Source organism: Microbacterium telephonicum, assembly GCF_003651225.1.
Lineage (GTDB): Bacteria > Actinomycetota > Actinomycetes > Actinomycetales > Microbacteriaceae > Microbacterium > Microbacterium telephonicum.
This window is the reverse complement of sequence record NZ_RCDB01000004.1, coordinates 26,393-50,713: the sequence shown is the minus strand read 5'-3', so window position 1 is coordinate 50,713 and position 24,321 is coordinate 26,393. Positions and strand designations below refer to the sequence as shown.

The following is a 24,321-nucleotide window of genomic DNA, read 5'->3' as shown; positions in this document are numbered from 1 at the left end:
CGACCGCACGACCCGAACGAGAGCCCCGCGCATGACCACGACACCCCGCATCCTCGACGGCTTCCGCGTCATCGACTGCTCCATCGCGATGGCGGGCCCTTTCGCGGCGCAGCGCCTCGGCGACCTCGGCGCCGACGTCGTCAAAGTCGAGCCGACGGCCGGCGAGTGGCAGCGCTTCGCCGCCGCCGGCGGCGCGCAGGGCAACGAGATCAACGTCTCGTTCCTCTCCCTCAACCGCAACAAGCGCTCGCTCGCCGTCGACCTGAAATCCCCCGAGGGCACGCAGATCGTGCGGGACCTCGTCGCCACGGGCGACGTGTTCCTGCAGAACTACCGGCCCGGCGTGGCCGCGCGGCTCGGCCTGGACTACGAGACCCTCCGCGAGATCAACCCGTCGCTCGTGTACGTGTCGATGTCGGGTTACGGCGAGGACGGACCCTACCGCGACCGTCCCGGTCAGGACCTGCTGCTGCAGGCGATGAGCGGCGCGATGCTCTCCACCGGCCGCGCCGGGGAGCCGCCCGTGCCCGCAGGCCAGTACCTCGCCGACGCCGTCACCGCCTCGACGGCCTTCGAAGCGGTGCTCGCGGCGCTGCTGCACCGCGAGCGCACCGGCGAAGGGCAGCTCGTGACGGTCAACATGCTCGACGCCCTGACGACGCTGCAGATGCAGGAGCTGTCGGTGCACACCGTCGGCGGCGTGCCGCAGGAACGCGGCACCCAGCCGAACGCCCACGTCTACATCCGCGCGCCGTACGGCGTGTTCGCGACCTCCGACGGGTTCATCGCGCTCGGCTTCGCCGACCTGAACGTGCTCGGCCGCGTCATCGGCGAGCCGAGCTTCGAGGGCCTCGACGCCGAGGAGCACGGCTGGACCCACCGCGACGAGCTGTACGAGAAGACCGCCGCACGCCTGGTGGCGCGCACGTCGGCGCAGTGGCTCGACGAGCTGCTGACCGCCGGCATCTGGGCAGGCCCCGTCTACGGCTACGCCGACCTGGTGGAAGACCCGCAGATCATCCACAACGGCACGTTCGTCGAGTACGACCACCCCACCGAGGGCCACGTGAAGACCCCCGGATTCCCGTACCGGTTCTCACGCACCCCCGCGACGATCGAGCGCGGCGCGCCCCTGGTCGGCGAGCACACCCGCGAGATCCTCGCCGAGCTCGGCCGCAGCGATGCCGACGTCGCCGAGCTGCTCGCCGCCGGCTCGGTGGCCGAGACGGTTCTGGCGGACGCCGCGCGATGACCGACTACGTCGGGCTCACCTGGGATCACCCCCGGGGTCGCCACGCGCTCGAGCGCCACGCCCACCGCGTCGGCGGAGGCGACACGCTGCGCTGGGAGGTGCAGCCCCTCGAAGGCTTCGAGTCGGCGCCCATCGCGGAGCTCGCCACCCGCTACGACCTGCTCGTCCTCGACCACCCGCATCTCGGCGACGCCCTCGCCGCGGGCGCGCTCACTCCGATCGACCGCCTTTACCCGGCCGACCAGGTCGCGGCGTGGCGGAGCGGCGCCGTCGGACCGTCCGTCGCCTCCTACGAGTTGGCCGGACACCTGTGGGCGTTGCCGCTGGATGCCGCCACCCAGGTCTCGGCCCGGAACCTCGCCCTCGTGGCCGAGTCTCCGGCCACGTGGGACGACGCGATCGCCCTGGCCGAGCGCGGCCTGGTCGCGACGAGTCTGGCAGGACCGCACGCCTTCCTCAGCCTCTGCTCGATCGCGGTCTCGCTCGGCGACGACGAGGCCGGCGGCGAGCGACTGTTCGACCCCGCCGCCGCGACTGAAGCCCTCGACATCCTCCTCCGGCTGTCGGCGCACGCCCCGGCCGGCACCGCGCGGCTGAATCCGATCGGCTTGCTCGACAGGATGCGGGACCGCCGCGACATCGGCTACATCCCGCTCGTGTACGGCTACGTCACCTACAGCTCGCCGACCCTCGCGTTCGGGCCGCCACCGACCGCGGGCGGCCGCATCGGCTCGACGATCGGCGGCACCGGCATCGCGGTGACCGGCCGCATCGCGCCCTCGCCGGCGCTCCTGCAGCACCTGTCGTGGCTGCTCGATGCGCGCGTGCAGCGCACGGTCATCCCCGCCGACGACGGTCAGCCCAGCGCCCGCGAAGCCTGGACGGATGCCGCCGTCGACGGCGACGCGCACGGGTTCTACTCCGCGACCCTCCGCACCATCGAGCAGTCCTGGGTGCGCCCGCGCCTTCCCGGTTACATCCCGTTCCAGTCCGAGGCGTCGCGCCTCGTGCGCGGCGCCGTCCTCGGTGAGCGCGCACCGCACGCCGTGCTCGCCGAGCTCGAGGACCGCTTCCGGCTGCTGCGTGAGGCAGCAGCATCCGCCCGCGTCACGGAGGTCTCCGCATGACCCACATCTCTCCGCTGGATCAGGTCGTCGTCGAGGTCGAGGGCGCCGTCGCCACGGTGCGCCTGAACCGCCCCGAGAAGCTCAACGCCGTCACCCAGGAGATGTCCGACGCACTCGAGACGATCGTCGCGGGCCTCAACGAGGACCCCGCGATCCGCGCCGTCGTCTACACCGGCACCGGGCGGGCCTTCAGCGCCGGCTCCGACATCCGCACGCTCGACCGGTACGCGACGCCGTGGGAGTTCCGCAACCGACGCGACTACTGCGACGCGCTGCGGGCCCTGCGCAAGCCTGTCGTCGCGGCCGTCAACGGCTACGCGTTCGGCGGGGGCCTGGAGACGGCGCTGACGTGCGACATCCGCATCGCCGCCGAGTCGGCGACCTTCGCCGCGCCCGAGATCACGCTCGGGTGGATCGGCGGGGGCGGCATGTCGGCACTGCTGGCGACCTCGATCGGGGCGAGCAACGCCGCCCTCATGACGATGACGGGCGAGCCGATCGACGCCGCCCGCGCGCTCGCGTGGGGCCTGGTCAGCGAGGTCGTCGCCGCCGACGACCTGCTGCCGCGCGCGCAGGCGATCGCGGCGACCATCGCCTCGCGCCCGCCCGTCGCCGCCGAGACGGCCAAGGCAAACCTCCGCGCCGCCTTCAACCTGCCGCTGGACCAGGCGATCGCCTACGAGCGCGAACTGCAGGGCATCACCTTCGCGACCGAGGATGCCGCCGAGGGACGCGCCGCCTTCGCCGAGCGCCGCCCCGGCGTCTTCCACGGCCGCTGACCCGACTCCCGCCCGCGCTTCCGACCTCGACCACCCAGGAGACCCGCATGAGCACCGACTGGACCGGCGGCATCGCCGCAGCCCTCCCCGCCGACCCCGCCGCACTCCTCGTCGGCCGCGTGTGGGACCCCGCCGCCGGCGGGCCGTCGGTCGTGACGCTGCGCGGCGGCGAGGTGATCGACGTGTCGGCCGCCTTCCCCACGATGCGCGCCCTCACCGAGACCGCCGACCCGGCGGCAGCCGTCGCGGCGGCATCCGGCCCCGTCCTCGGCACCGTCGCCGAGCTGCTCGCGAGCACCGCGGCGGGCGACTCGGGCCGGCCGCGGCTGCTGTCGCCCATCGACCTGCAGGTCGTGAAGGCCGCCGGCGTCACCTTCCCCGTGTCGATGCTGGAACGCGTCATCGAGGAGCGCGCCCGCGGCGAGGCGAGCGAGGCGGATGCCGCACGGCAGGCGATCCTCGGCACGATCGGCAGCGAGCTGCGCGAGCTCGTCCCCGGCTCGGAGCAGGCCGCCCGGCTGAAGGAGTACCTCATCGCCGAGGGGCTGTGGAGCCAGTACCTCGAGGTCGGCATCGGCCCCGACGCGGAGGTGTTCACCAAGGCACCCGTGCTCGCGACCGTCGGCACCGCCGTCGAGGTCGGCATCCGCGAAGACTCGCAGTGGAACAACCCTGAGCCGGAGGTCGTGCTCGTCGTGGCCTCGACGGGGGCGATCGTGGGGGCGACGCTCGGCAACGACGTCAACCTGCGCGACATCGAGGGGCGCTCGGCGCTGCTGCTCGGCCACGCCAAGGACAACAACGCCTCGGCATCCGTCGGACCGTTCATCCGCCTGTTCGACGCCGGATTCTCCCTCGACGACGTGCGCGAGGCGACCGTGACGCTCACCGTCAGCGGCGCGGACGGCTTCACGATGGGCGCGCAGTCGCACATGACCCAGATCAGCCGCGACCCCGCCGACCTCGTCGGGCAGGCGATCGGCCCCCACCACCGCTACCCCGACGGCTTCGTCCTGTACCTCGGCACGATGTTCGCGCCGATCGACGACCGCGACGAGCCCGGCCGCGGCTTCACGCACCACGTCGGCGACGTCGTGACGATCTCCACGCCCGCCCTCGGGGCGCTCGTGAACCGGGTGCAGCTCGCCGAGCGCACCGAGCCGTGGGACTACGGCATCGCCGACCTGTTCGCGGGCCTTGCCCGACGTGGGCTGTTGGACGCCGCGCCGATCGCGGAGGTCGTGCGATGAGCCTCCTCACGACCGACCCGCGCACCGGCGCTCGCACCGACACGGGGATCGCCGAGACGACGGATGCCGGGGTCTCGGCGATCACGGCGGCCTCCGGCCGCGCCTTCGCCGCCCTGCGGCGCGAACCGCGCGCCTGGCGGGCGGGACTCCTGCGGGCTCTGGCCGACGGCATCGAGGCCGATCGCGCACTGCTCGTGTCGACCGCGATGGCCGAGACCGGCCTGCCCGAGACGCGCCTGAACGGCGAGCTGTCGCGCAGCGCCTTCCAGCTGCGCCTGTTCGCCGACGCCGTCGACGACGGCGGATACCTCGAGGCCGTGATCGACCATGCCGGGCAGACGCCGCTCGGTCCCGGCCCCGATGTGCGCCGGATGCTCGTGCCGCTCGGCCCCGTCGCCGTGTTCGGCGCCAGCAACTTCCCGTTCGCGTTCTCGGTGCTCGGCGGCGACACCGCGTCCGCGATCGCGGCGGGGTGCCCCGTCGTCGTGAAGGCGCACTCGTCGCACCTGCTCACCTCGCAGCGCTCGTTCGACGCGCTCGAGCGGGCCGCCCGCGCCTACGGCGCCCCCGAGGGCACGTTCGGCATCGTGTACGGGCAGCGCGCGGGGGCGGCGCTGGTCGCCGACCCCGCGATCACCGCGGTCGGGTTCACGGGGTCGTTGTCGACGGGCCGCATCCTGCAGGGCATCATCGACGCCCGCGAGACGCCCATCCCGTTCTACGGCGAACTGTCGAGCCTCAACCCGCTCGTGGTCACCGACGCCGCCGTCGCCGCGCGCGGCACCGCGATCGCGGAGGGCCTCACCGGGTCGGTCACCGGATCGGCGGGGCAGCTGTGCACCAAGCCCGGCGTCGCCTTCGTCCCGGCCGACGCGGACGCGCTCGTCGACGACCTCGTCGCACGGTTCTCGGCCGCGGGCGGGCAGGCGCTGCTCAACGAGCGCATCCACACGTCTTTCGACGAGATCCGCCGGCGACTCATCGACGAGGGTCGCGCGCGGTCGCTCGTGGCCCCCACCGTCGGCGACGAGGGGTTCACGACGACCCCCGCGCTGTTGGAGATCGACGCCGCCGAGCTCACGCCCGCCGCGACCGAAGAGGCCTTCGGACCGCTGCTGGTCGTCGTGCGCTACCGCAAGCTCGCCGAGGTCGTGGCCGCACTCGACGCCGTCCCCGCGTCCCTCACCGCCACGATCCACAGCGAACCGTCGGATGCCGGCGCGGTCACCGCCTTCGTCGACGAGGTCGCCCCCCGGGTCGGCCGCATCGTGTTCGACGGCTACCCGACCGGCGTGCGCGTGTCGTGGGGTATGCACCACGGCGGGCCGTGGCCGGCGACGAACACCCAGCACACCTCCGTGGGCGTCACCGCGATCCGCCGGTTCCTGCGCCCCCTCGCGTGGCAGGACGCCCCCGCCGCGATCCTGCCCCCCGAGCTGCGCGACGGCCCCGTCGACGTCCCCCGCCGCGTCGACGGCATCCTGCACCTCGCCGGCGCCTGAACCCCGGCACCCGCGTCTCGACGAACCCACAGTCACAGGCCGAACCCACATCCCCCAGCCGCGCTGGAGGTGTGGGTTCGGCCTGGAGGTGTGGGTTCGGCGCCGACCGGGCGCGGTTACTCCTTGGTGCCGCCGGCGGTCAGGCCGCTCACCAGGAAGCGCTGCGAGAACAGGAAGATGATCAGCACGGGCGCCACCGACAGGATCGTCGCCATCGCGAGCACGGGCAGGTCGATCGTCACCGAGCCGGCGGTCGTCGGGTTGAAGAGGGGCACGTTCGACAGCAGCTCCGCCAGTCCCACCTGGATCGGCGCGCGACGGCCAGGCACCATCACGAACGGCAGGAAGTAGTTGTTCCAGTTGCCGATGAGGTTGAAGAACCCGACGAGCGCGATGACCGGAGTTGCGAGCGGCATCGCGACCTGGGCGAACACGCGCAGCTCCCCGGCGCCGTCGATGCGCGCCGCGTTCAGCAGGTCGCGCGAGACGGCGGTCGAGAAGTAGATGTAGGTCAGGTACACGCCGAACGGATAGAACGAGAACGGCAGGATCACCGACAGCGGGGTCCCGACCAGTTTGAGGGCGCTGAGCTCGAGGAAGATCGGAAGCACGAGCGCCGTGTTCGGGATCAGCATGATGATGAGCGTCACCGCGAGGAGCGTCTTGCGGAATCGGAACTCCACGAGCGCCAGCGCGTAGCCGGCGGGGATGCTCACGACGAGCGCCAGGATCAGCGCGGCGCCGGAGTACAGGGCCGCGTTGCCGAGCCACGTCCACACGATGCCGTTCTGGAACGCCATGAGTTCGTTCCAGTTCGACAGCAGCGTGTCGAATGCGCCGAAGCTGAACGGGTTGTCCAGCAGCAGCTGCCGGGGCGTCTTCGTCGGCGCCAGCAGCAGCCAGAGCATCGGCACGACGAAGAAGAGCAGGAAGAAGCCGATGACGCTCCACGAGAGCACACGGCCGATCCACCGGGCGGGGCTCGGATGCACGGTCGCCACGTCCGACCGCCCGCGGTACATGCGCGGCTTGCGGCCGGTCGGCTGGACGATGAGCTCAGTCGCGCTCAAAGAGTCCTCCTCGGAAGACGAACAGCGCCGACAGCACGACGGCGACCGTCAGCAGCAGCAGCGAGATGGCGGCCGACCCGTTGAAGTCGTTCTGGCGGAACGCGTACAGGTAGGCGAGCTGGTTGAGGGAGTAGTCCTGCGGCACGACGCCCTTCGACGCCTGCGAGAGCACGCGCGGCTCGACGAACAGCTGCGTGCCCGCGGCCAGCGACATGACGACCATGTACGAGATCCATTTGCGCATCAGCGGGATCTGGATGTGCCATGCGGTCGCGATCGGTCCGGCACCGTCGATGCGGGCGGCCTCCATCACCTCTTCGGGGATGTTGTTCAGGGCGCCGTACAGGATGATGATCCACCCGCCGGCGCCCGCCCAGAACGCGATGAGGGTGAAGATGACGGGCAGGTTGTCGACGGAGACGACCTGCACGAAGGTCTCGAACCCGAACGCGCGCAGCACGCCGGCGACGGGGCTGACGGTGGGGTCGAGCAGGAACAGCCACAGCATCACGCTGGACGCGCCGGCGAGGGCGCCGGGGATGTAGTAGAGGAAGCGGACGGATGCCGACACCCACCGCCGACGCACCGCGTGGACGATGAGGGCCAGCAGCACGACGAAGAGGGTCAGCGAGACGAGCCACACCACGAGGTAGACCGCCACGTGCTGCACGGCCGGCCAGAACCGGTAGTCGCCGAACACCTTGACGAAGTTGTCGATGCCGGCGAAGGCGCCGTTCTTCGTGAAGGCCAGGAAGACCGCGTACAGCGTCGGGACGAGGCCGAACGCGAGGAGGAGGATCGTGTACCCGCTGACGAAGACGTAGCCGATGCGGGCCTGGCTGCGGTCGGGTCGGGTGCGACGGGTCTCCCGCCGTCGGCCCTTCAAAGGACCGACGGCGGGGGCCGTCAGCTGCGCTGTCGTGGCGATGATCGTGCCCTGTCTGTGCGGCTGGGAGCGGCGGATGCCACTCGATTACTCGGCGGTCTCGTACCCCTGCACCTGCGCCTCGTTGAGGATCTGCGTGTGCCAGTCGGGGACGACGTCGGCGATCGACTTGCCCGCGGCGAGTCCGGGGACGACGACCGCGGCGTACGCGGTCTCAGGGCTGAAGCTGGGGAAGCCCCAACCGCTCCAGACGCTGCCGGCGGCCTTCTCGACCGCCGCCTTGAAGTCGCCGTCGTAGTATCCGCTCGAGGCCTGCGTGTCGAGCCACTGCGAGGCGGCGTCGGCGTACGCGGGCAGACCCGAAGCGAGCTCGACCGCCTTCTCGGAAGAGATGACGTACTCGAGGAAGGTCTTCACGGCCTCGAGGTTGGCGGAGTGGCTGGAGGCGTACCAGACGCCGCCGCCGACGTTGCCGGTGACCTCGTCCTGGCCGTCCCAGTAGAGCGGGTCGGCGGCGCCGATCTCACCGGCGGGGATGTTCAGGCTGTCGGGGTTCTGGAACAGCGCCCCCGAGTACCAGGCCGGGCCGGGCATCGCGACGATCTTGTCGGCGTAGTTCTCGACGAACCCGGCGCTGAAGACGCTGTCCTGCACGAGGGTGCCGTTGCCGACCATGTGGTCGAGCATGTCGGTCATCGCGACGGAGTGCTCGTCGTCGAAGTCGGAGCTGAACGTGTTGCCGTCGAGCTGGAAGATCGGAGCCTGCGCCCCCCAGTAGTAGACGTAGGTGCCGACGAACGAGTCGCCGACCGAGCCGAGGATGTAGCCCGGGTGCTCGGCGGCGAGCTTGTCGCCGAGGGCCTGGTAGTCCTCCCACGTCTGCGGGATGTCGTAGCCGAACTCGTCGAGCAGCTTCTGGTTGTACCAGAGCACGACGGGCGCGAGGTCGTTGCGCAGGCCGTACACGGAGCCGTCGACGGTCATCGGGTCGTTGGCGCCGGAGGTGAAGCCGTCGAGGAAGTCCTGGTCGAGGAAGCCCTTGTCGAGCGGGGCGGCGAACGCCTGCACGCCGTTGGTCTCCTTCGCCGCCCACGACGCGTCGTTGGTCTGCGTCGAGAAGACGACATCGGGCCAGCCCTCGCCGGACTGGTCGAACAGGGCGACCTTGGTCTGGAACGACCCGGAGCCTCCGGCGTTGCCGTCGTAGGTCTCGATGTTGATCTTCACGTCGGGGTTGTCGGCCTCGAACGCCTTCGCGATCGGTTCGCGCGCGGCGTCCACCCACACCGTGATGGCGCTGTCGGCGGTCTGCTCGGCGGTGGCGAACCCGTAGTCGCTGTTGACCTCCCCACCGCCTCCGGAGCACGCGGTGAGGGCGATGAGCCCGATGAGGGCGATGCCGGCACCCAGTGTGCGGGTGACGTGTCTGCGCTGCTGTGCGGCCATGGACAGAGCCTTTCTCGGTCGACTTCGTTGACGACGAGCCGCCTCCCCGGGCGACCCTGAACTCATTAGATCATACATGTGACCTATGAGCAATCGTTTGATCGACGCGGGCGGATTTGCGCAGGCAGTACTCAGCCGTGGTGGAAGATCTCCGGGATCTCCGACCACCACTCCCCGTCGGCGCGATCGTCGAACGGACGCTGCAGAGGCTCCTGCACGGCCCACCACCGCTGGGTCTCGGGGTCCGCGGCGATCGCGGCCATGTCGGCTTCGTAATCGTCCCCGACGTACTCGAAGTACGAGAAGAGCAGCTCCCCGAACCGATAGATGGAGTAGTTGCGGATGTTGCTCGCCGTCAGTCGTGCGAGTACTCCGGGCCAGACCGCGGCGTGATACCGCTCGTACTCGTCACGGTTCTCGGCCGGCAGGCCGATGACGGATGCAACACGCTTCATTCGCTCATCTCCGGGATGCGGACAGGCACGCCCTCGACGTCCTGCGAGGTGTAGGCGGCCTCGACGACCGCCATCGTGTGCAGCACGTCCTCGACGGCGATCGGGAGGTCGGGCACCGATCCGTCGAGGAACCGCTGGACGGCGCCCATCGACCCGATGAAGGCGTCGGGGAACCACGTCCCCTCGAACGGGACGTCCCGCCACCCCAGCTCCTTCTCATCGAGGCGCACGATCTCGAGCGCGTCCGCCCCGCCGGTCGGATAGTCCAGCAGGAGACCCATCTGGGCGCGGAGCGCACCCTCCGTGCCCTGCCACATGATGGAGCTCTCCTCGTGCCCGGGCCCGAACGCGTGGTCGTGATCGGTGTCGATCGTGACCCGCAGCGGGCGGTCGCGGTAGCGCAGCAGGATCGTCGACCGGGTGCTCGCGATCTCGGGCTTGAGCGGGTGGGGCAGCGTCACGGCGCTGACGGCATCCGGGTCACCGAAGAACGAGCGCACGAGGTCGAGGTAGTGGACGCTGTGCATCGTGATCTCGAGTCGCTCGAGGCCGACGACGGGGAACAGGTGCCAGGGGGTGTCGACGCGCACGCGGATCGCCATGTCGTACACGTCGCCGATGGCGCCGGCCGCGATGAGTCGACGCGCCTCCGCGACGTACGGCGCGAAGCGCAGCTGTGTATTGACGGCGGCGGCGAGCCCCTTCCGTCGGCACAAGTCGCGCAACGCGACGCCTTCGGCGAGCGTGCGCCCGAGCGGCTTCTGGATCAGCGCGCCGGCACCGTCGGGCAGCGCGGCGAGCACGGCGGGGAACTGCTCGGGCATGATCGCGATGTCGTAGACGGCGTCGGACGGCGCCGCGGCGACCGCCGACGCGACGTCTTCGAACACGTGCTCGATCCCGTACTCGGCGGCCAGCGCGTCTGCGCGCGGACGCGCCCTGTCGACGATCCCCCACACCGGGAAGCCGGCCTTGCGGTAGGCCGGCAGGTGCGCATCCCGGACGATGCCGCCGGCGCCGATGACGACGATCGGGCGCGGGGCGACCGGCGGGGCGATCGTGTACGCCGCCGCGGGATGCCGTTCGGGACGGTCGGGCGCCCCGCTCAACCCTTCACCGCCCCGACCGTCTGCCCCCGGATCAGGAACCGTTGGGCGCCCAGGAAGACGATGAGCAGCGGGATCATCGAGATCACGGTCGCGAGAGCCAGCTGCGGCATGTACAGCTTGACGTCGAGCCCGGCGGCGACGGTCGCGTTGAACAGCGGGCTCGCGCCGATGAGCTCCTGGATGCCGATGGAGATGGTCTTGTTCTGCTGGTTGGAGGTCAGCAGCGCCAGCGGCAGGAAGAAGTTCGTCCAGTTCGCGACGAACGAGAAGAACGCCACGAGCGCGACCGCCTGCTTCGAGATCGGGAGGGCGACCTGCAGGAACGTCTGGATCTCTCCGAGCCCGTCGATGCGGGCGGCTTCGACCAGCTCGGGCGGCATCGTCGTCATGAAGTGGATGTAGGCGAGGTAGACCCCGAAGGGGAAGAACCCCATGATCACCGCGACGGGCCAGAGCTGACCCACGGCGCCGATCGCGTTGACCTCGAGGAACAGCGGGATGACGAGCACGGTGTTCGGCATGACCATCGCGAGCAGCGTCGCGAAGAGCCAGAACCGGCGCGAGCCGAACCGCAATCGCGCCAACGCGTAGCCGGCCGGCATCGCGGCGACGAGGGCGAGCACGCCCCCGACGATCGCGAGGATGAGGGAGTTGAGGATCCAGCGCTGGAAGAGTCCACCGCCACCGGGACCGAATCCCGTGATCTGGCTCCAGCTGTAGACGACGTTGTCCCACGACAATCCGCCCAGGCCGAGCCAGCCGTCCGACCCGGCGGCGACGGCATCCTGATCGCGGAACGCCATGGCGATGAACCCGACGATCGGGATGATGAACATGCCGGCGACGACGAGCATCACCGTGACGCGCGCGATGCGCCCCATGCCCCAGCGGCGGGATCCGACGGGACGGAGCGTCTCGACGTTGGTGGTGCTCATCGCGCCTTCTCCTTCTCGTCGCCGAACAGGCCGCTGCGGAAGACGATGATCATGCCGATCACGAGGGTGATCACGAGCAGGATGACCGACATCGCCGCGGCCGCCGGGAAGTTGCGGTTGGTGAACGCGAACGCGTAGCCCAGCTGGGTCGGCGCCCATTCGGCATCCACCGATCCCGCCGAGATCTGTCGCAGCAGATACGGCTCGAGGAAGAGCTGGAACCCGTAGGCGACGTTCATCAGCGCGGCGTAGCCGATCCACGGACGGATGAGGGGGAGCTTGACGTGCCAGGCGAGCTGCCACGCGTTCGCGCCGTCGAGCGACGCGGCCTCGAAGATCTCGTCGGGGATGCCGTTGAGTCCGCCGTTGACGACGACGATCCAGGTGCCGACACCCTGGAAGAACAGCATCGCGGTGAGGATCCACGGAAGGTTCTCGGTGGTCGTCACCTCTTTGAGGGTGTCCAGTCCGGCGCCGCGCCACAGGAACGCGATGGGCGACTGGCTCGGGTTGAGCAGGTACACCCACAGCACGAAGTTCGCGATGCCGGCCAACGCGCCGGGGATGAAGTAGACGAAGCGCATGGCTCCGCCGAACCGGCCGGGGCTGGCGTGGATGAGGAGGGCGAGGCCGACGATGACGAGGATCATCAGCGGCAGCCAGACGATCATGACCGTGAAGATGTTCACGAACGTGTCGACGAATCGGTAGTCCGTGACGGCCGTGATGTACGCGTCGAAGCCTCCGAAGCCGGACTGCGGGTTCACCAGCGTCGCGGGCTTCTGGAACGAGATGTAGAGCGCGTAGACGATCGGAATCGCCGCGGCCACGAGGAACAGCAGGATGTAGGGCGCCATGAGCACCCAGGCACCGCGGACCTCGGCGCGGTGCGGCGCGCGGCGCCGAGGAGGCTTGTGATGGGAGCCCCGCCGGGGGGCGGTGATGACCGCTTCGGTCAGCGTCGTCGACATGTCTTCTTCCTCGAAGTGGGACGGGGGACGCCGCGGCCTGCGCGACGTCCCCCGTGCGGCGTGGTCAGTTGACGGTGTATCCGACCGACTTCGCCTGGTTGGTGAGCTCTTCGCCGAACTTGGCGATCGCGTCTTCGACCGTGCCGCCGCCGATGAGGGTCGGGCTGACGGTCTCGGTCCAGACCGAGCCCGTGTCGTACAGCATGTACGAGTACGGGTTCACGGCGGAAGCGGCGTCCTTGAAGGCCTGCTGCACGGCGGGGATGTCGGCGAAGTAGGCGTCCGCCTCGATCTTGGCGAGCCAGGCATCCTGCACCGGGCCGTAGCCGGGAAGACCCGTCGACAGGTCGACCTGCCAGCGAGGGTCGGTGGCGACGAACGTCGCGAACGTGAGCGTGTTCTCGAGCTGCTTGCCGGTGATGTGCGACGAGACACCCCACAGACCGCCACCCTCGTTCCCGGTGGACGGGTCGGACTCGCCGTCCCAGGCCAGCGGGGCGACGGCGCTCATCTGACCGGCGGGGATCTGCCAGGTGTCACGGAAGAGGTAGTTGCCCCACCACACCGCTCCGGGGCTCATGACGAGGTTCTTGCCCGCATCGGCGGCGTCGCCGTCGAAGATGCCCTGGGTGCTCAGTGCACCCGCGTCGTACATCTTCGACATCAGTTCGGTCGCGCGCACGCACGTCGGGTCGCTCATGTCGATGTGCGCCTCGGTCTCGGACACCCGGTCGTTGGTCGGGCAGCCCGAGCCCTGCAGGTAGCGGTTGATCGCGTACGCGTCACCGAGGAAACCGCTGATCTTTCCGGGGTGCTCGGTCGCGATCGTGACGGCGAGGTCGCCGTACTCCTCCCACGTCGTCGGCAGGGTGTAGCCGTTCTCGTCGAAGAACGCCTTGTTGTACCAGAAGACGTCGGGCGCGGCGTCGTTGCGCAGGCATCGGATCTTGCCGTCGATGTCGCAGAACGAGAGCACCGCGGGGTCGTATCCCTCGATGACGTCGGGGAGGAGGTCGGTCAGGTCGGCCGCGTAGTTGCTGGTCGAGTTGGTCGCCCACGCGATGTCGTCGTTCGACGGGAAGAAGATCGCATCGGGCCAGCCCGAGCCGGCGGCGTCGAAGTTCGCGAACGACTGCTTGACGGTCTTGCCGCCGACGGTGCCGTCGATCTGGACGATGTCGATCTCGATGTCGGGGTAGGCCTCCTTGAAGGCTTCCGCGGCGGGCACGCGGGGCGGATCGACCCACACCGTGATCTTCCCGCCCGAGTCCGTCTGGGCGGAACCGGTGCTGTCGCCCGACCCACCACCGGAACATCCGGCGAGCGCGAGTGCGGCGACGATGACGCCTGCCCCCGCCGCGAGGATGCGCTTGGTCTTCATTGACACTCCTTCGTGTGTGGCGTTCAGATCTCACGCCGTCGTGATCTGCAGTGATGCCGGGAGGCCCGCCCCGGGGCATTGCTCAAACGTTATCCCTTGACTGCGACCCAGTCAAACGTTTGCTCACCACCCCAAGACAGCAGGCTGACCCGCTGGATGACGACGATACATCGGATGATTAGACGAGGGAAGAGCAGAATGTGGCGGGAATAGGCGGCGATACGGAAGAGTTATCTGATCACTCGCGGCGCGCGCACGCCGCGGCCACCCGGTCGTCGTCCAGGCGATAGAACCGCGACGCCGTTCCCCCCAGCACATCCCGTCGCGTGCCCTCGTCCCAATCGTCGAACAGCGGTCGCAACCCGTTCCAAACCCGCGTGTAGCCGCCGGCGAGTATCGAGATCGGCCAGTCTCCGCCGTACATGAGGCGGTGCGACCCGAACAGTTCCAGCGCGATGTCGGTGAACGGCCGGATCGCCTCCGTGGTCCACGAGCCGATGTCGGACGTCGCGGAGTAGAGACCGCTGACCTTCCCGTGGACGAGGGGGTTCTCGGCCGCCCGCGCGAGCAGGTCGCGCCAGGGCTGGACGGAGTCCAGACCGATCGGGGGCTTCGCCAGGTGATCGATGACCATCCGGAGGTCCGGGTGACGCTCGGAGAGGATCGGGACGAGCTCGAGATGCCGCGGCAGCACGGCGACCACGTCGAGCGCGAGGCCGCTCTGTTCGAGAACGGTCAACGCGGCGTCTACCTCGGGACGCAGCAGCCAGTCCGGGTCCGGCTTGTTGTGGATGAGGTTGCGCACGCCCACCATGAGCGGGTCTCCGGCCCAGGAATCGAGCGTCGCCGCGGTGCCGTCCGCGTCATCGAGCGGGGCGAAGCCGACGACGCCGACGACTTCGGGATGCTGCGCCGCCGAGTCGCGCATGAGCGCGGTGTCTTCGGGGTTGTCGGCCGACTGCACCTGCACCGTGGCGTCGACTCCCGCGGCGCGCAGCTCGGGGGCGAGCTGCGCGAAGGTCATCGCCCCGTCGATGGGGGCCATGTCGGGGCCGAGCCAGTCGTACTCGGCCTGCCGGGGGTCCCACACATGCTGGTGGGCGTCGATCACGGGAAAGCTCATCTCATCACTCCGTCGTGGGTCGTGGGTGTCGGGGATCGTGGTTCCGGCCGGCCGGGTCACAGTATGCCGTGGCGCGTCCACACCGCGCGCAGGGAGTCGCCGGCCAGCAACTCGGCGAGCACCGTCGTCTCTGCCGAGGCCCGCGCGCGAGCCCGGGCGAGGACGTCGGACTCCGCGGCGCGCGGCACGACGACGATGCCGTCGTCGTCGGCGATGACCAGGTCGCCGGATTCGATACGCACTCCTCCCACCTCGACAGGGGCATCGACGTCGACGACCCTCATCCGGGCGCGGAAGTCGATCGGTCGCCGCGAGCGCGAGAAGGCCGGGAAGCCGAGCGCCGCGATCTTGTCGGTGTCGCGCAGAGGACCGTCGGTGACCACGCCGACGGCCCCGGCGCCGAGTGCCGCCGCGCTGAACAGCTCCCCCCAGAACGCGGAGTCGTCGCTCTCGCCGGTGGCGATGACGGCGATCTGACCCGCGCCGATGCCGTCGATCATGTCGATCGCCGCCCCATACGGGTCGGCGGGATCATCCACCAAGGAGGGGGCGAAGCGCACCGTACGCGCCCGGCCGATCGTGCGGGTGCCGGCGACGAGGGGGGCGAGTCGACCGCGTAGCACCTGATGACGCATCCCCGCCGCATCGCACGAGTCGCTGACGATCGCGCTCGTGAGGCGCTCGTCGCCCGGCTCGGGGCGAAAGCCGTCAGCGGATGACATGGCCGCCTCCCGACTGGAAGGGGAAGTCGCGCTCGATCTGCGCCGTGAGCACGACGCCGAGGCCGGGCGCGGTCGGGGCGGAGATGCGCCCGTCTCGGAAGTCGATCGGCTCGGTGCGCATCGCATCACGCAGCGGGTTGGGGAGAGTGCAGAACTCGAAGAGCTCGACGTGCGGGTCGGCGAACACGGCATGCAGGTTCGCCGCGAAGGTCACGGCGCTCCCCCACACGTGGGGGACGCACGCGATCCCGGCGTCGCGAGCCCTGCGGGAGACGCGCGCGACCGCGACCGGGCCGCCGACGAAGGTGACATCCGGCTGGGCCACGTCGACACCCCCGGCGTCGATCAGTTCGGCGAACGCATGCTCGCTCCCGTGCGACTCGACGCCCGACACCGGCACGTCCACGGCGGCACGCACGGCGGCGAAGCCCGCGACGTCGTCGGCCTGGCAGGGTTCCTCGTACCATCGCGCACCGAGCTGGGCGGCACGGTGACCGACCCGGATCGCGTCCTCGATCCGCCACGGCTGCGAGGCGCACGCCTGCACCGCGTCGATGATGAACCGCACCCCGTCGGGGAGCGCGGCCGTGACATGGTCCAGAAGAGCCAGCGTCGTGTCGGGATCGGTCATCGCGCGGAACTTCACCGTGCCGAACCCGGCGGCCACCTGCGTCTGCGCCCAGTCCGACACCTCGTCGAACGTCGTCCCCAGCCCGCCACTCGCGTACGCCTCGACGTCGGCGCGACGCAATCCGCCGAGGATCTCGTACGCCGGCACGCCCTCGCGCCGCGCGACGGCGTCGAGCACGGCCGTCTCGATCGCGCCGGCGACGCCGGACGCGATGCCACCGCGCGACCAGAACGCCGTGTAAGCCCGCAGGTGGTCGCCCACGTCGAGCGGGGAGCCGAACCCGACACCCTCGACGTAGGGGCGGTACGCCTCGACGAGTCCCGGCACCGCCGCGGCTGCCATGATGCCGGCGCCCGCTTCGCCCACCCCCGTCGTGCCGTCCGCGAGCGTGACCTCGACGAGCGCCGCGTCCCACGAGCGGATGACTCCGCCGACCCAGGTGAGCTCCTCCCCCGGCGCGTACCGATGCGACAGGAGGACGGCACGCAGGGAGGTGACGGTGAGGCTGGTCTGGACGGAGATCTGAGTGTTCGTCATCGAACCCTCCTTAGATCGGATGATTGATCCTTTCAATGCTAGATCAAACGATTGAGCAACCGCCAGTCCTCGGATGAGACGCCCTACACTGGCACGCATGATCCCGGATGACCGCACCGCCGCGACCCGCTCGCAGACCGACGTCGTCATCCAGGGGATCAAGGACATGCTCACGCGCGGGGAACTGCATCCGGGGTCTCGGCTCCCCGTCGAGAAAGACCTGGCCGCACAGCTCGGGGTCTCCCGCGGATCGCTGCGCGAAGGGGTGCGGGCCCTGGCGACCCTCGGCGTCCTCGAGACACGACAGGGCGACGGCACCTACGTCACCTCGCTCGACCCGCGTCGCCTGCTCAGCCCGCTCGGCTTCCTCGCCGACCTGCAGCAGCCCGCGCACGCGGCCGATCTGCTCGCCGTGCGACGGGTTCTCGAGGCCGAGAGCGCGGCGCTGGCCGCCCCCCGGCTCGCCGATGACGACCTCGCCGAACTCGACCGCATCCTCGGCGTCGTCGACGGCATCCTCGCCGACGACCCCGACATGGACCTCGAAGCGTTCATCGACGCCGACACCGAGTTCCACCGGATCATCGCACGCGCGAGCGGCAACCCAGCCCTCGCGGCCGTCATCGACACCCTCGTCGGCCGCACGTTCCGCGCGCGCCTCTGGCGCGCGATCTCGCATCGAGGCTCTGTTCGAGAGACCCAGGCCGAGCATCGCGCGATCCTCGCCGAACTCGTCGCCCGCGATCCCGAGCGCGCGCGCCTGCGCATGTCGGTGCACCTGCTGGGGGTCGAGGAGTTCAGTGCCGCGCACGCCGACGAGGACCCGCACGCCGGCTGAGGCGCGCCGCGTCAGCCGGCGCGACCCGCCCAGTACCCGCCGTCGGGGAACGCGTACTCGGCGACCGACGCGTCGTGCATCTGCGCGCTGTAGCCCGGCAGCGACGGCAGCGTGTAGTGGCCGTTCTCCACGATGCAGGGATCGGTGAAGTGCTCGTGCAGGTGGTCGACGAACTCTGTGACCCGATTCTCGAGCGATCCCGAGACGCACACGTAGTCGAAGATCGACAGGTGCTGCACGAGCTCGCATAGCCCCACGCCGCCGGCATGGGGACACACGGGCACCCCGAACTTCGCCGCCATGAGATAGACCGCGATGATCTCGTTGACGCTTGCGAGGCGTGCCGAGTCGAGCTGACAGAAGTCGATCGCCTCGGCTTGGAACATCTGCTTGAACAGCACACGGTTCATGCCGTGCTCGCCCGTCGCGACACCGATCGGCGCCACGGCCGCACGGACGGCCGCGTGGCCGAGCACGTCGTCGGGACTCGTGGGCTCCTCGATCCACAGCGGCCGGAACTCGGCGAGGTGCCCCATCCACTCGATCGCCTCGGGGACGTCCCAGACCTGGTTCGCGTCGATCATGAGGTTCGCGTCCCAGCCGATCACCTCGCGGGCGATCCGCAGGCGACGGATGTCGTCGTCGAGGCTCGCGCCGACCTTGAGCTTGACGTGGCGATACCCCTCATCGACGGCCTCCTGCAGGAGGCGCCGCAGCTTGTCGTCGCTGTATCCGAGCCATCCGGCGCTCGTCGTGTAGCAGGGGTAGCCTCCGCGCGCCTCGAGATCACGGATGCGTGCCGCCCGCGTGGGCGCCTGTGCCTCCAGCAGGGCGATCGCCTCATCCCGGGTCAACGCGTCGGAGAGGTAGCGAAGGTCGGCGACGTCGACAAGCTGTTCGGGCGTCATGTCGGCCAGCACGCGCCACAGCGGCTTCTGCGCCACGCGGGCCGCGAGATCCCACATGGCGTTCATGGCCGCGGCCATCGCCAGGTGGACCACGCCCTTCTCCGGACCGAGCCACCGCAGCTGGGAGTCGGATGCCAGGTCCCGATACACGCCGCCGAGGTCGGCGACAGCCTCTTCGACCGAGCGGCCGATCAGCGGCAGCCCGCGTTGACGGGCCGCCTCGACGCAGAGGTCGTTGCCGCGCCCGATCGTGAAGGTGAAGCCGTACCCCTTCAGGTCGGGGTCGTCGGTGTGGACGACGACGTAGGCGGCGGAGTAGTCGCCGTCCTTGTTCATCGCATCCGAGCCGTCCATGCTCAGCGACGTCGGGAACCGGACGTCGTGGGCGGTCACAGCGGTGATGGTCGTCATGACGACTCCTTCGAGAAAGTGTCGGCGGGAATGATGCCCGCTGCGGCGAGGTCAGCCCAGAGGGCCTCGGGGACGACGGTGCGTGCGCGCTGCGCATTCTGCTCCACCTGATCGCGTCCGCGTGCGCCGACGACGACCGACACCACGGCGGGGTGACGGCGCACGTAGGCCAGCGCCGCATCCGGCAGCGTGACCCCGTGGGCCTCGGCGATGTCGGCCGCACGTTCGGCCCGTGCGCGGATCTCCGGAGAAGCCGGCAGATAGTCGAACGTGGCGTTCGGTGCGGGCCGCGCCGTGCTGAGAAGTCCGGAGTTGTAGACGCCGGCGATCACGACCCCGACGCCCCGATCGAGGGCGAGCGGCAGCAACTCGGCGGCCGCGCGGTCGTCCAGGAGGGTGTAGCGGCCGGCACACATGACGACGTCGACGTCGGCGCGGCGGATGAGCTCGGCGAGCGGTGCGGCGTCGTTCATCCCGGCACCGACGGCGGCGACCACTCCCTGGTCGCGCAGCTCGATGAGCGCGCCGATCCCCTCGGTCGAGGCCTGGGCGAAATGGTCGTCGGGATCGTGCAGATACAGGATGTCGATGCGGTCCAGCCCCAGGCGCTCAAGGGACTGCTCGACCGAGCGCAGGATGCCGTCCCTGCTGAAATCCCATGCGCGCACGGGGTCGGCCGGAACGTCGAACCCGTGCGCGTCGCGCTCGTCGGCCGTGTCGGGGCTGGGGACGAGAAGACGCCCCACCTTCGTGGAGAGCACGTACTCGTCACGCGGGCGCGCGGCCAGCTGCGCGCCGAGTCGTCGCTCGGAGAGCCCGACGCCGTAGTGGGGGGCGGTGTCGAAGTAGCGGATGCCGGCCTCCCAGGCCGCCTCGACGGTCGCGACGGTCTCCGCGTCGGTCGTCTCCCGGTAGAGATTGCCGAGCTGGGCGGCACCGAGTCCGAGCTCGGTGAGCTCGAGAGGGCGTCCGCGCCGCACTGCGCGAGTTCGCATGGTGGAGGTCCTTCCATCGGAGAGCCGGACCCCAGTGTAGGGGATTCATTCGATGAATGCGCACGAGAGTTCACTCTACGACGCAAATGCACGCGCTAGGCGCGTGAATCATCGGGTGTTTCGGTCAGTCGCGCGGCGCTGCGGTCGACTCGCGCACGATGAGCAGAGGCGCCGGGTCCCGCACGACGAGGTCCGAAACGGTGCCCTCGGTGATGCGGTCGAAGATCGCGGCCATGCTGGCCCGACCCAGTTCGTACAGCGGCATCCGCACCGTCGTCAACGGCGGCCACGTGTTCTCGGCCGTCCAGGCATCGTGCATGGCGACGATCGAGACGTCCTCGGGCACCCGCAGCCCGAGGCGCCGCGCTTCCAGCAACGCCCCGTGCGCGGCGTTCACATTGGCGACGACGAGCGCGGTGGCCGGTGGCGTCACGCCCGACACCGCCGTCATCGCCGCGCGTCCGCTCTCGGCGGTGTAGCCGAGGTGGGTGACGAGCTGCTCGTCGATCGGGACGCCGGCAGCGTTCATCGCCGCTCGGAACCCGTCCTCCCGGCGACGCCCCGTGTCCGAGGCGGGGAGACCGCCGAAGAAGGCCACGCGGGTGTGCCCCAACTCCAGCAGATGCTCGGTCGCCAGGCGCATGCCCCGCTCGTCTTCGAGCAGCACCGCCCCCACTCCGGCGGGGTGGATGGAGTTGATGAACACGACGGGGAGGCTCGATTCCACGAGCCGCTGGATGTCACCCTGGCGCATGTCGTCACCGACCTGCACCAGGGCACCGTCGACGCGGCCTTCGCCGATCAGCCGCGGGATCGCATTCTCCCCCTCCGGCATCCCCTCGGCTCGTGCGAGCAGCACCATGTAGCCGTGGCGGTTGGCCTCGACCTCGACACCGCGCATCACTTCGGAGAAGAAGGCGTTGGTCAGTTCGGGGACGACGAGGCCGATCACGTTCGTGCGCGCGAACTTCAGCGCCCGCGCCGCGAAGTTCGGGCGATAACCGAGTTCGTCGGCGGCGTCGTGGATGCGCTGCCGGGTCTGCGCGCTGACGCGCGCGCTCGCGGCGCCGCTGAGCACACGCGACACTGCGGACACCGACACGCCCGCCCGCGCGGCGACATCGCTCAACGTGGCCATCTGAACAGTGTAGGAGTGAGCGTCAGGCCGTCCGCCGACGGTTGACCAGGTAGAGATGGGTGAGCACCATCACGGTCTCCCCGTGCTGGTTCACGACCGACACCAGTTCGTGCACGTAGCCGGCATCCGGGCGCTGGGGATGATCGGCCCACTCGGTGATCTCGGCGGTCACGCGGATGGTGTCGCCGATGAAGACCGGGCGGATGAAGCGGATGCGGTCGTACCCGTAGCTCATGGCCTGCGGATTGATGTCCCCCGCGGTCATGCCGACGGCGACCGACAGGATGAGCGTGCCGTGCGCGATGCGTCGGCCCGCGGGCTGCGTCGCCATCCACTCGGCATCCATGTGATGCGGGAAGAAGTCGCCGGTCTGCCCCGCGTGCAGCACGATGTCGGCCTCGGTGATCGTGCGCCCGACGGTCTCCCGGCGCTCCCCGACCTCGATGTCCTCGAACCAGCGGTCGATCGTCTTCATGTGAGCTCCAGCCATTGCTCGACGCCCTCGTCCAATCGGGCGCGGAGTTCGTCGTCGGTGAGTCGTCCGACCAGGGCGTCGGTGACGTGCTCGGAGAGCGCGTTCTGCAGCTCTATGTAGCGCGCGAAGCGGGGCCGCACGTAGGCGCCCTCGAGAGTGGCGCGGGTGCCGCGGAAGAAGTCGAGACTGTCGGCGTTCGTGCGTTCGCTCTCCCACGCGACCGCATTGCCCGGTTGGCCTCCGCCGTCGTAGTAGACGCCTTCCTGCACGGCGGCGGAGTCGAGCCAGAACGCGTAGTCGATCGCCTCGGGCAGGGCGCGACTGCGCGCCGAGACGGCGATGCCGGCGCCGCCCAGCAACGAGCCGGAGACTCCGCGACGCGAGGCCGGGATGTCGATGTATCTGAGGCGGTGCGGGCGGAAGCCGCCCCTGCTGTAGTTCGTGTAGCCGAACAGCAGGGGACAGTAGGCGTAGCGATCCGAGGTGCTCAACGCGTCGGCGGTCTGGATCGGATTCCACGCGCGGTTGTCGTCGGGCACGAGACGGGCGAGGCGGCGCAGCAGATCCATCGCCTCGGCGAGGGCGTCGGCGGTGAGGAAGCACCCCGGTGCGCGCATCGCCTCCTCGCCGTATCCTGCGGCGACCGTCACGAGGCTCGAGAACGCGTCGACGGGCTTGTAGGGCCACAGCACCCGCCCCTGCTCGGCAAGTGCGATGACCCCGGCCCAGTCGCGCGGCGGCTCGGGGAGCAGGTCGGGGCGGTACGCCGCGACCTGGGCGGCGGCATCCGTCGCGAGTCCCCACTGCCCTCCGGCGTGGGCGTAGGTCGCATGGGAGGCGCCCACCGACTGGGCCTGGAGGAGGGCGAGCTCGTCGTCGTGACCGACGCCGTCGAGGCGGGCGAGCAGGCCGTGTTCGGCGGCATGCGGGATGTGCGGATGGTCGATCACGAGCAGGTCGTACTGCTCGACGAGGTCTTCGAGGGCCTGATCGGCGAACGACTGCAGCGAGCGCTGCTCCCACCTCACCTCCACCCCGGGCGCGACCTCGCGGTAGGCCCGCGCGGAGGCCGCGACGCTGCCGTATCCACGGGCATGCTCCCAGGTGATGCCCCGCAGCGTGACGCTCATGCGCGCACTCCGGCGGGAGGGAACTCGGCGCGCACGGCGGCGTCGTCCTCGCCGAGGGTGGGCGCGGACTTCGCGCTGCGGAGCACCTGCCCGTCCACTCGGAGCGGGCTCCGGGTGGTGCGGATGGACGTCCCGCCCCGCTGCACCTCCTGGGTCATGTCGATCGCAGCGAACCCGTCCGAGGCCAGCAGCTCGTCGAGGGTGAGCACCGGAGCGCACCAGACGTCGGCGGCATCGAGGATCGACAGCCAGTGGGCGGTGGTATCGGTCGCGAACGTCGCCGCGAGGATCGCCTCGATCTGCTCCTGCTTCTCCCACGCCTCACGGGGATCGGTCATCACGACGAGGGCGTCGACACCGAGCAGCTCGCCGAGCCGGGGGATCGGGTTCATCGCCAGGGCGAGGTAGCCGTCACTCGTCGGGTACGTGCCGTACGGTGCCGCCAGGAAGGCGTGGGCCGAGTGGACCCCGTGCCGCTCGACCGCGATCGAGTCGTCGTTGAGTCGGGTGCTGAGCAGCTCGAACTGCAGATCGAGCATCGCCTCCAGCAGGCTCGATTCGACATGGCCTCCCTGACCAGTGCGGAAGCGCCGCACGAGCAGGGCGGTCACTCCCTGAGCGATGTGGCAGCTGAGCAGATGGTCGGCGATCGACAGCCCCACGGGCACCGGCCCGTCGGACTTCGAGCCGCTGAGCCAGGGCAGTCCGGAGATCGACTGGGCGAGCAGGTCCTGCCCCGGACGGTCGCGCCACGGACCTTCGTTGCCGTACCCCGTCGCGCTCGCGTAGACGATCGTCGGGTTGATCTCGGCCACCGAGGCGTAGTCGAGACCGATGCGCTCCATGACCCCGGGGCGGAAGTTCTGGACGATCACATCGGCGCGGGCCACGAGCTGCTTCACGTACGCGAGATCGTCGGGATCCTTGAGGTCGGCGGTGATGGACTGCTTGTTGCGGTTCATCGCGTGGAACGAGACCGTGTCGCCGTCGATCTCGCGCCCGGCGAAGGCGAGGGTGCGCCCGATGTCGCCGGTCCCGGGTCGCTCGATCTTGATCACCCGCGCACCCAGGTCGGCGAGACGGAGTGCGGCGACCGGCCCCGCGAGGAACTGGCTGAAGTCGAGCACGAGGATCCCCTCGAGCGGCTGGGGGGTGGTGGCGGGCATCGGGCCGTCGCTTCCTTCATGCGGGTCGTCGGCGGTGAGCGACCCGGCGGTTCGATGATCGGCATCCGGAGTGTCGGCCATCCG

23 protein-coding genes are annotated in these 24,321 nt (G+C 70.0%); 6 read left to right on the top strand and 17 right to left on the bottom strand.

Features of this window, described 5'->3' with window-relative positions; genetic code table 11:
• The first annotated feature begins 31 nt into the window (after positions 1 to 31).
• Genes C7474_RS13715 through C7474_RS13695 form a run of 5 tightly spaced genes read left to right on the top strand, consistent with a single transcriptional unit; the run spans position 32 to position 5,910 of the window.
• Positions 32 to 1,252: a CaiB/BaiF CoA transferase family protein gene (locus C7474_RS13715; protein WP_121060879.1), complete on the top strand. Its 1,221-nt coding sequence runs from the start codon at positions 32 to 34 to the stop codon at positions 1,250 to 1,252.
• A complete protein-coding gene (locus C7474_RS13710; RefSeq protein WP_121060877.1) occupies positions 1,249 to 2,379 on the top strand; it encodes a type 2 periplasmic-binding domain-containing protein in 1,131 nt (376 codons plus the stop codon). Before C7474_RS13715 ends, C7474_RS13710 begins: the two co-directional genes overlap by 4 nt.
• The gene (locus C7474_RS13705) at positions 2,376 to 3,158 is read left to right on the top strand and encodes an enoyl-CoA hydratase/isomerase family protein (RefSeq protein ID WP_121060875.1); all 783 of its coding nucleotides are present in this window, start codon (positions 2,376 to 2,378) and stop codon (positions 3,156 to 3,158) included. The genes C7474_RS13710 and C7474_RS13705 overlap by 4 nt, the downstream gene beginning before the upstream one ends.
• 47 nt (positions 3,159 to 3,205) lie before the next feature.
• Positions 3,206 to 4,408 carry a fumarylacetoacetate hydrolase family protein gene (locus tag C7474_RS13700; RefSeq protein WP_121060873.1) on the top strand — a complete coding sequence of 401 codons (1,203 nt, stop codon included), beginning with the start codon at positions 3,206 to 3,208 and terminating at the stop codon, positions 4,406 to 4,408.
• The gene (locus C7474_RS13695; RefSeq protein WP_121060871.1) at positions 4,405 to 5,910 is read left to right on the top strand and encodes an aldehyde dehydrogenase (NADP(+)); all 1,506 of its coding nucleotides are present in this window, start codon (positions 4,405 to 4,407) and stop codon (positions 5,908 to 5,910) included. The genes C7474_RS13700 and C7474_RS13695 overlap by 4 nt, the downstream gene beginning before the upstream one ends.
• Before the next feature lie 116 nt (positions 5,911 to 6,026).
• On the opposite strand, the gene C7474_RS13690 is transcribed toward C7474_RS13695, so the two are convergent.
• From C7474_RS13690 to C7474_RS13640, 11 genes are all read right to left on the bottom strand, one after another.
• On the bottom strand, positions 6,027 to 6,980 hold the full coding sequence (locus tag C7474_RS13690; protein WP_241965268.1) for a carbohydrate ABC transporter permease: 954 nt from the start codon (positions 6,978 to 6,980) through the stop codon (positions 6,027 to 6,029).
• Positions 6,967 to 7,866: a carbohydrate ABC transporter permease gene (locus C7474_RS13685; RefSeq protein ID WP_241965267.1), complete on the bottom strand. Its 900-nt coding sequence runs from the start codon at positions 7,864 to 7,866 to the stop codon at positions 6,967 to 6,969. Before C7474_RS13685 ends, C7474_RS13690 begins: the two co-directional genes overlap by 14 nt.
• An 87-nt stretch (positions 7,867 to 7,953) precedes the next feature.
• Positions 7,954 to 9,312: an ABC transporter substrate-binding protein gene (locus C7474_RS13680; protein WP_121060868.1), complete on the bottom strand. Its 1,359-nt coding sequence runs from the start codon at positions 9,310 to 9,312 to the stop codon at positions 7,954 to 7,956.
• 131 nt (positions 9,313 to 9,443) lie between these two features.
• Positions 9,444 to 9,767 carry an L-rhamnose mutarotase gene (locus tag C7474_RS13675; RefSeq protein WP_121060866.1) on the bottom strand — a complete coding sequence of 108 codons (324 nt, stop codon included), beginning with the start codon at positions 9,765 to 9,767 and terminating at the stop codon, positions 9,444 to 9,446.
• Positions 9,764 to 10,876: a Gfo/Idh/MocA family protein gene (locus tag C7474_RS13670; RefSeq protein ID WP_121060865.1), complete on the bottom strand. Its 1,113-nt coding sequence runs from the start codon at positions 10,874 to 10,876 to the stop codon at positions 9,764 to 9,766. The genes C7474_RS13675 and C7474_RS13670 overlap by 4 nt, the downstream gene beginning before the upstream one ends.
• Positions 10,873 to 11,811: a carbohydrate ABC transporter permease gene (locus C7474_RS13665; protein ID WP_121060863.1), complete on the bottom strand. Its 939-nt coding sequence runs from the start codon at positions 11,809 to 11,811 to the stop codon at positions 10,873 to 10,875. The genes C7474_RS13670 and C7474_RS13665 overlap by 4 nt, the downstream gene beginning before the upstream one ends.
• On the bottom strand, positions 11,808 to 12,782 hold the full coding sequence (locus C7474_RS13660) for a carbohydrate ABC transporter permease (protein WP_121060861.1): 975 nt from the start codon (positions 12,780 to 12,782) through the stop codon (positions 11,808 to 11,810). Before C7474_RS13660 ends, C7474_RS13665 begins: the two co-directional genes overlap by 4 nt.
• Positions 12,783 to 12,846: 64 nt before the next feature.
• Positions 12,847 to 14,163 carry an ABC transporter substrate-binding protein gene (locus C7474_RS13655; RefSeq protein ID WP_121060859.1) on the bottom strand — a complete coding sequence of 439 codons (1,317 nt, stop codon included), beginning with the start codon at positions 14,161 to 14,163 and terminating at the stop codon, positions 12,847 to 12,849.
• A gap of 238 nt (positions 14,164 to 14,401) precedes the next feature.
• Positions 14,402 to 15,286 carry an amidohydrolase family protein gene (locus C7474_RS13650; protein ID WP_121060857.1) on the bottom strand — a complete coding sequence of 295 codons (885 nt, stop codon included), beginning with the start codon at positions 15,284 to 15,286 and terminating at the stop codon, positions 14,402 to 14,404.
• A 56-nt stretch (positions 15,287 to 15,342) separates the two neighbouring features.
• Complete coding sequence (locus C7474_RS13645; protein WP_121060855.1) at positions 15,343 to 16,008, bottom strand: RraA family protein; 666 nt, start codon at positions 16,006 to 16,008, stop codon at positions 15,343 to 15,345.
• Positions 15,995 to 17,176, bottom strand: coding sequence for a mandelate racemase/muconate lactonizing enzyme family protein (locus C7474_RS13640; RefSeq protein WP_121060853.1), 1,182 nt, complete (start codon positions 17,174 to 17,176; stop codon positions 15,995 to 15,997). Before C7474_RS13640 ends, C7474_RS13645 begins: the two co-directional genes overlap by 14 nt.
• 97 nt (positions 17,177 to 17,273) lie before the next feature.
• Between C7474_RS13640 and C7474_RS13635 the strand changes: the two genes are divergently transcribed.
• On the top strand, positions 17,274 to 18,014 hold the full coding sequence (locus tag C7474_RS13635; protein WP_241965266.1) for a FadR/GntR family transcriptional regulator: 741 nt from the start codon (positions 17,274 to 17,276) through the stop codon (positions 18,012 to 18,014).
• An 11-nt stretch (positions 18,015 to 18,025) separates the two neighbouring features.
• Here C7474_RS13635 and C7474_RS13630 read toward each other — a convergent pair whose 3' ends face one another.
• The 6 genes from C7474_RS13630 to C7474_RS13605 form a co-directional block, all read right to left on the bottom strand.
• A complete protein-coding gene (locus tag C7474_RS13630) occupies positions 18,026 to 19,333 on the bottom strand; it encodes an enolase C-terminal domain-like protein (RefSeq protein WP_121060851.1) in 1,308 nt (435 codons plus the stop codon).
• Positions 19,330 to 20,328, bottom strand: a complete 999-nt coding sequence (locus tag C7474_RS13625) for an aldo/keto reductase (RefSeq protein ID WP_121060849.1) — start codon at positions 20,326 to 20,328, stop codon at positions 19,330 to 19,332. The genes C7474_RS13630 and C7474_RS13625 overlap by 4 nt, the downstream gene beginning before the upstream one ends.
• Before the next feature lie 124 nt (positions 20,329 to 20,452).
• Complete coding sequence (locus tag C7474_RS13620; RefSeq protein ID WP_121060847.1) at positions 20,453 to 21,466, bottom strand: LacI family DNA-binding transcriptional regulator; 1,014 nt, start codon at positions 21,464 to 21,466, stop codon at positions 20,453 to 20,455.
• 22 nt (positions 21,467 to 21,488) lie between these two features.
• Positions 21,489 to 21,941 carry a MaoC family dehydratase gene (locus tag C7474_RS13615; RefSeq protein ID WP_241965265.1) on the bottom strand — a complete coding sequence of 151 codons (453 nt, stop codon included), beginning with the start codon at positions 21,939 to 21,941 and terminating at the stop codon, positions 21,489 to 21,491.
• Complete coding sequence (locus C7474_RS13610) at positions 21,938 to 23,071, bottom strand: extracellular solute-binding protein (RefSeq protein ID WP_121060843.1); 1,134 nt, start codon at positions 23,069 to 23,071, stop codon at positions 21,938 to 21,940. Before C7474_RS13610 ends, C7474_RS13615 begins: the two co-directional genes overlap by 4 nt.
• A complete protein-coding gene (locus tag C7474_RS13605) occupies positions 23,068 to 24,318 on the bottom strand; it encodes a CaiB/BaiF CoA transferase family protein (protein ID WP_241965264.1) in 1,251 nt (416 codons plus the stop codon). Before C7474_RS13605 ends, C7474_RS13610 begins: the two co-directional genes overlap by 4 nt.
• Positions 24,319 to 24,321: the final 3 nt, after the last annotated feature.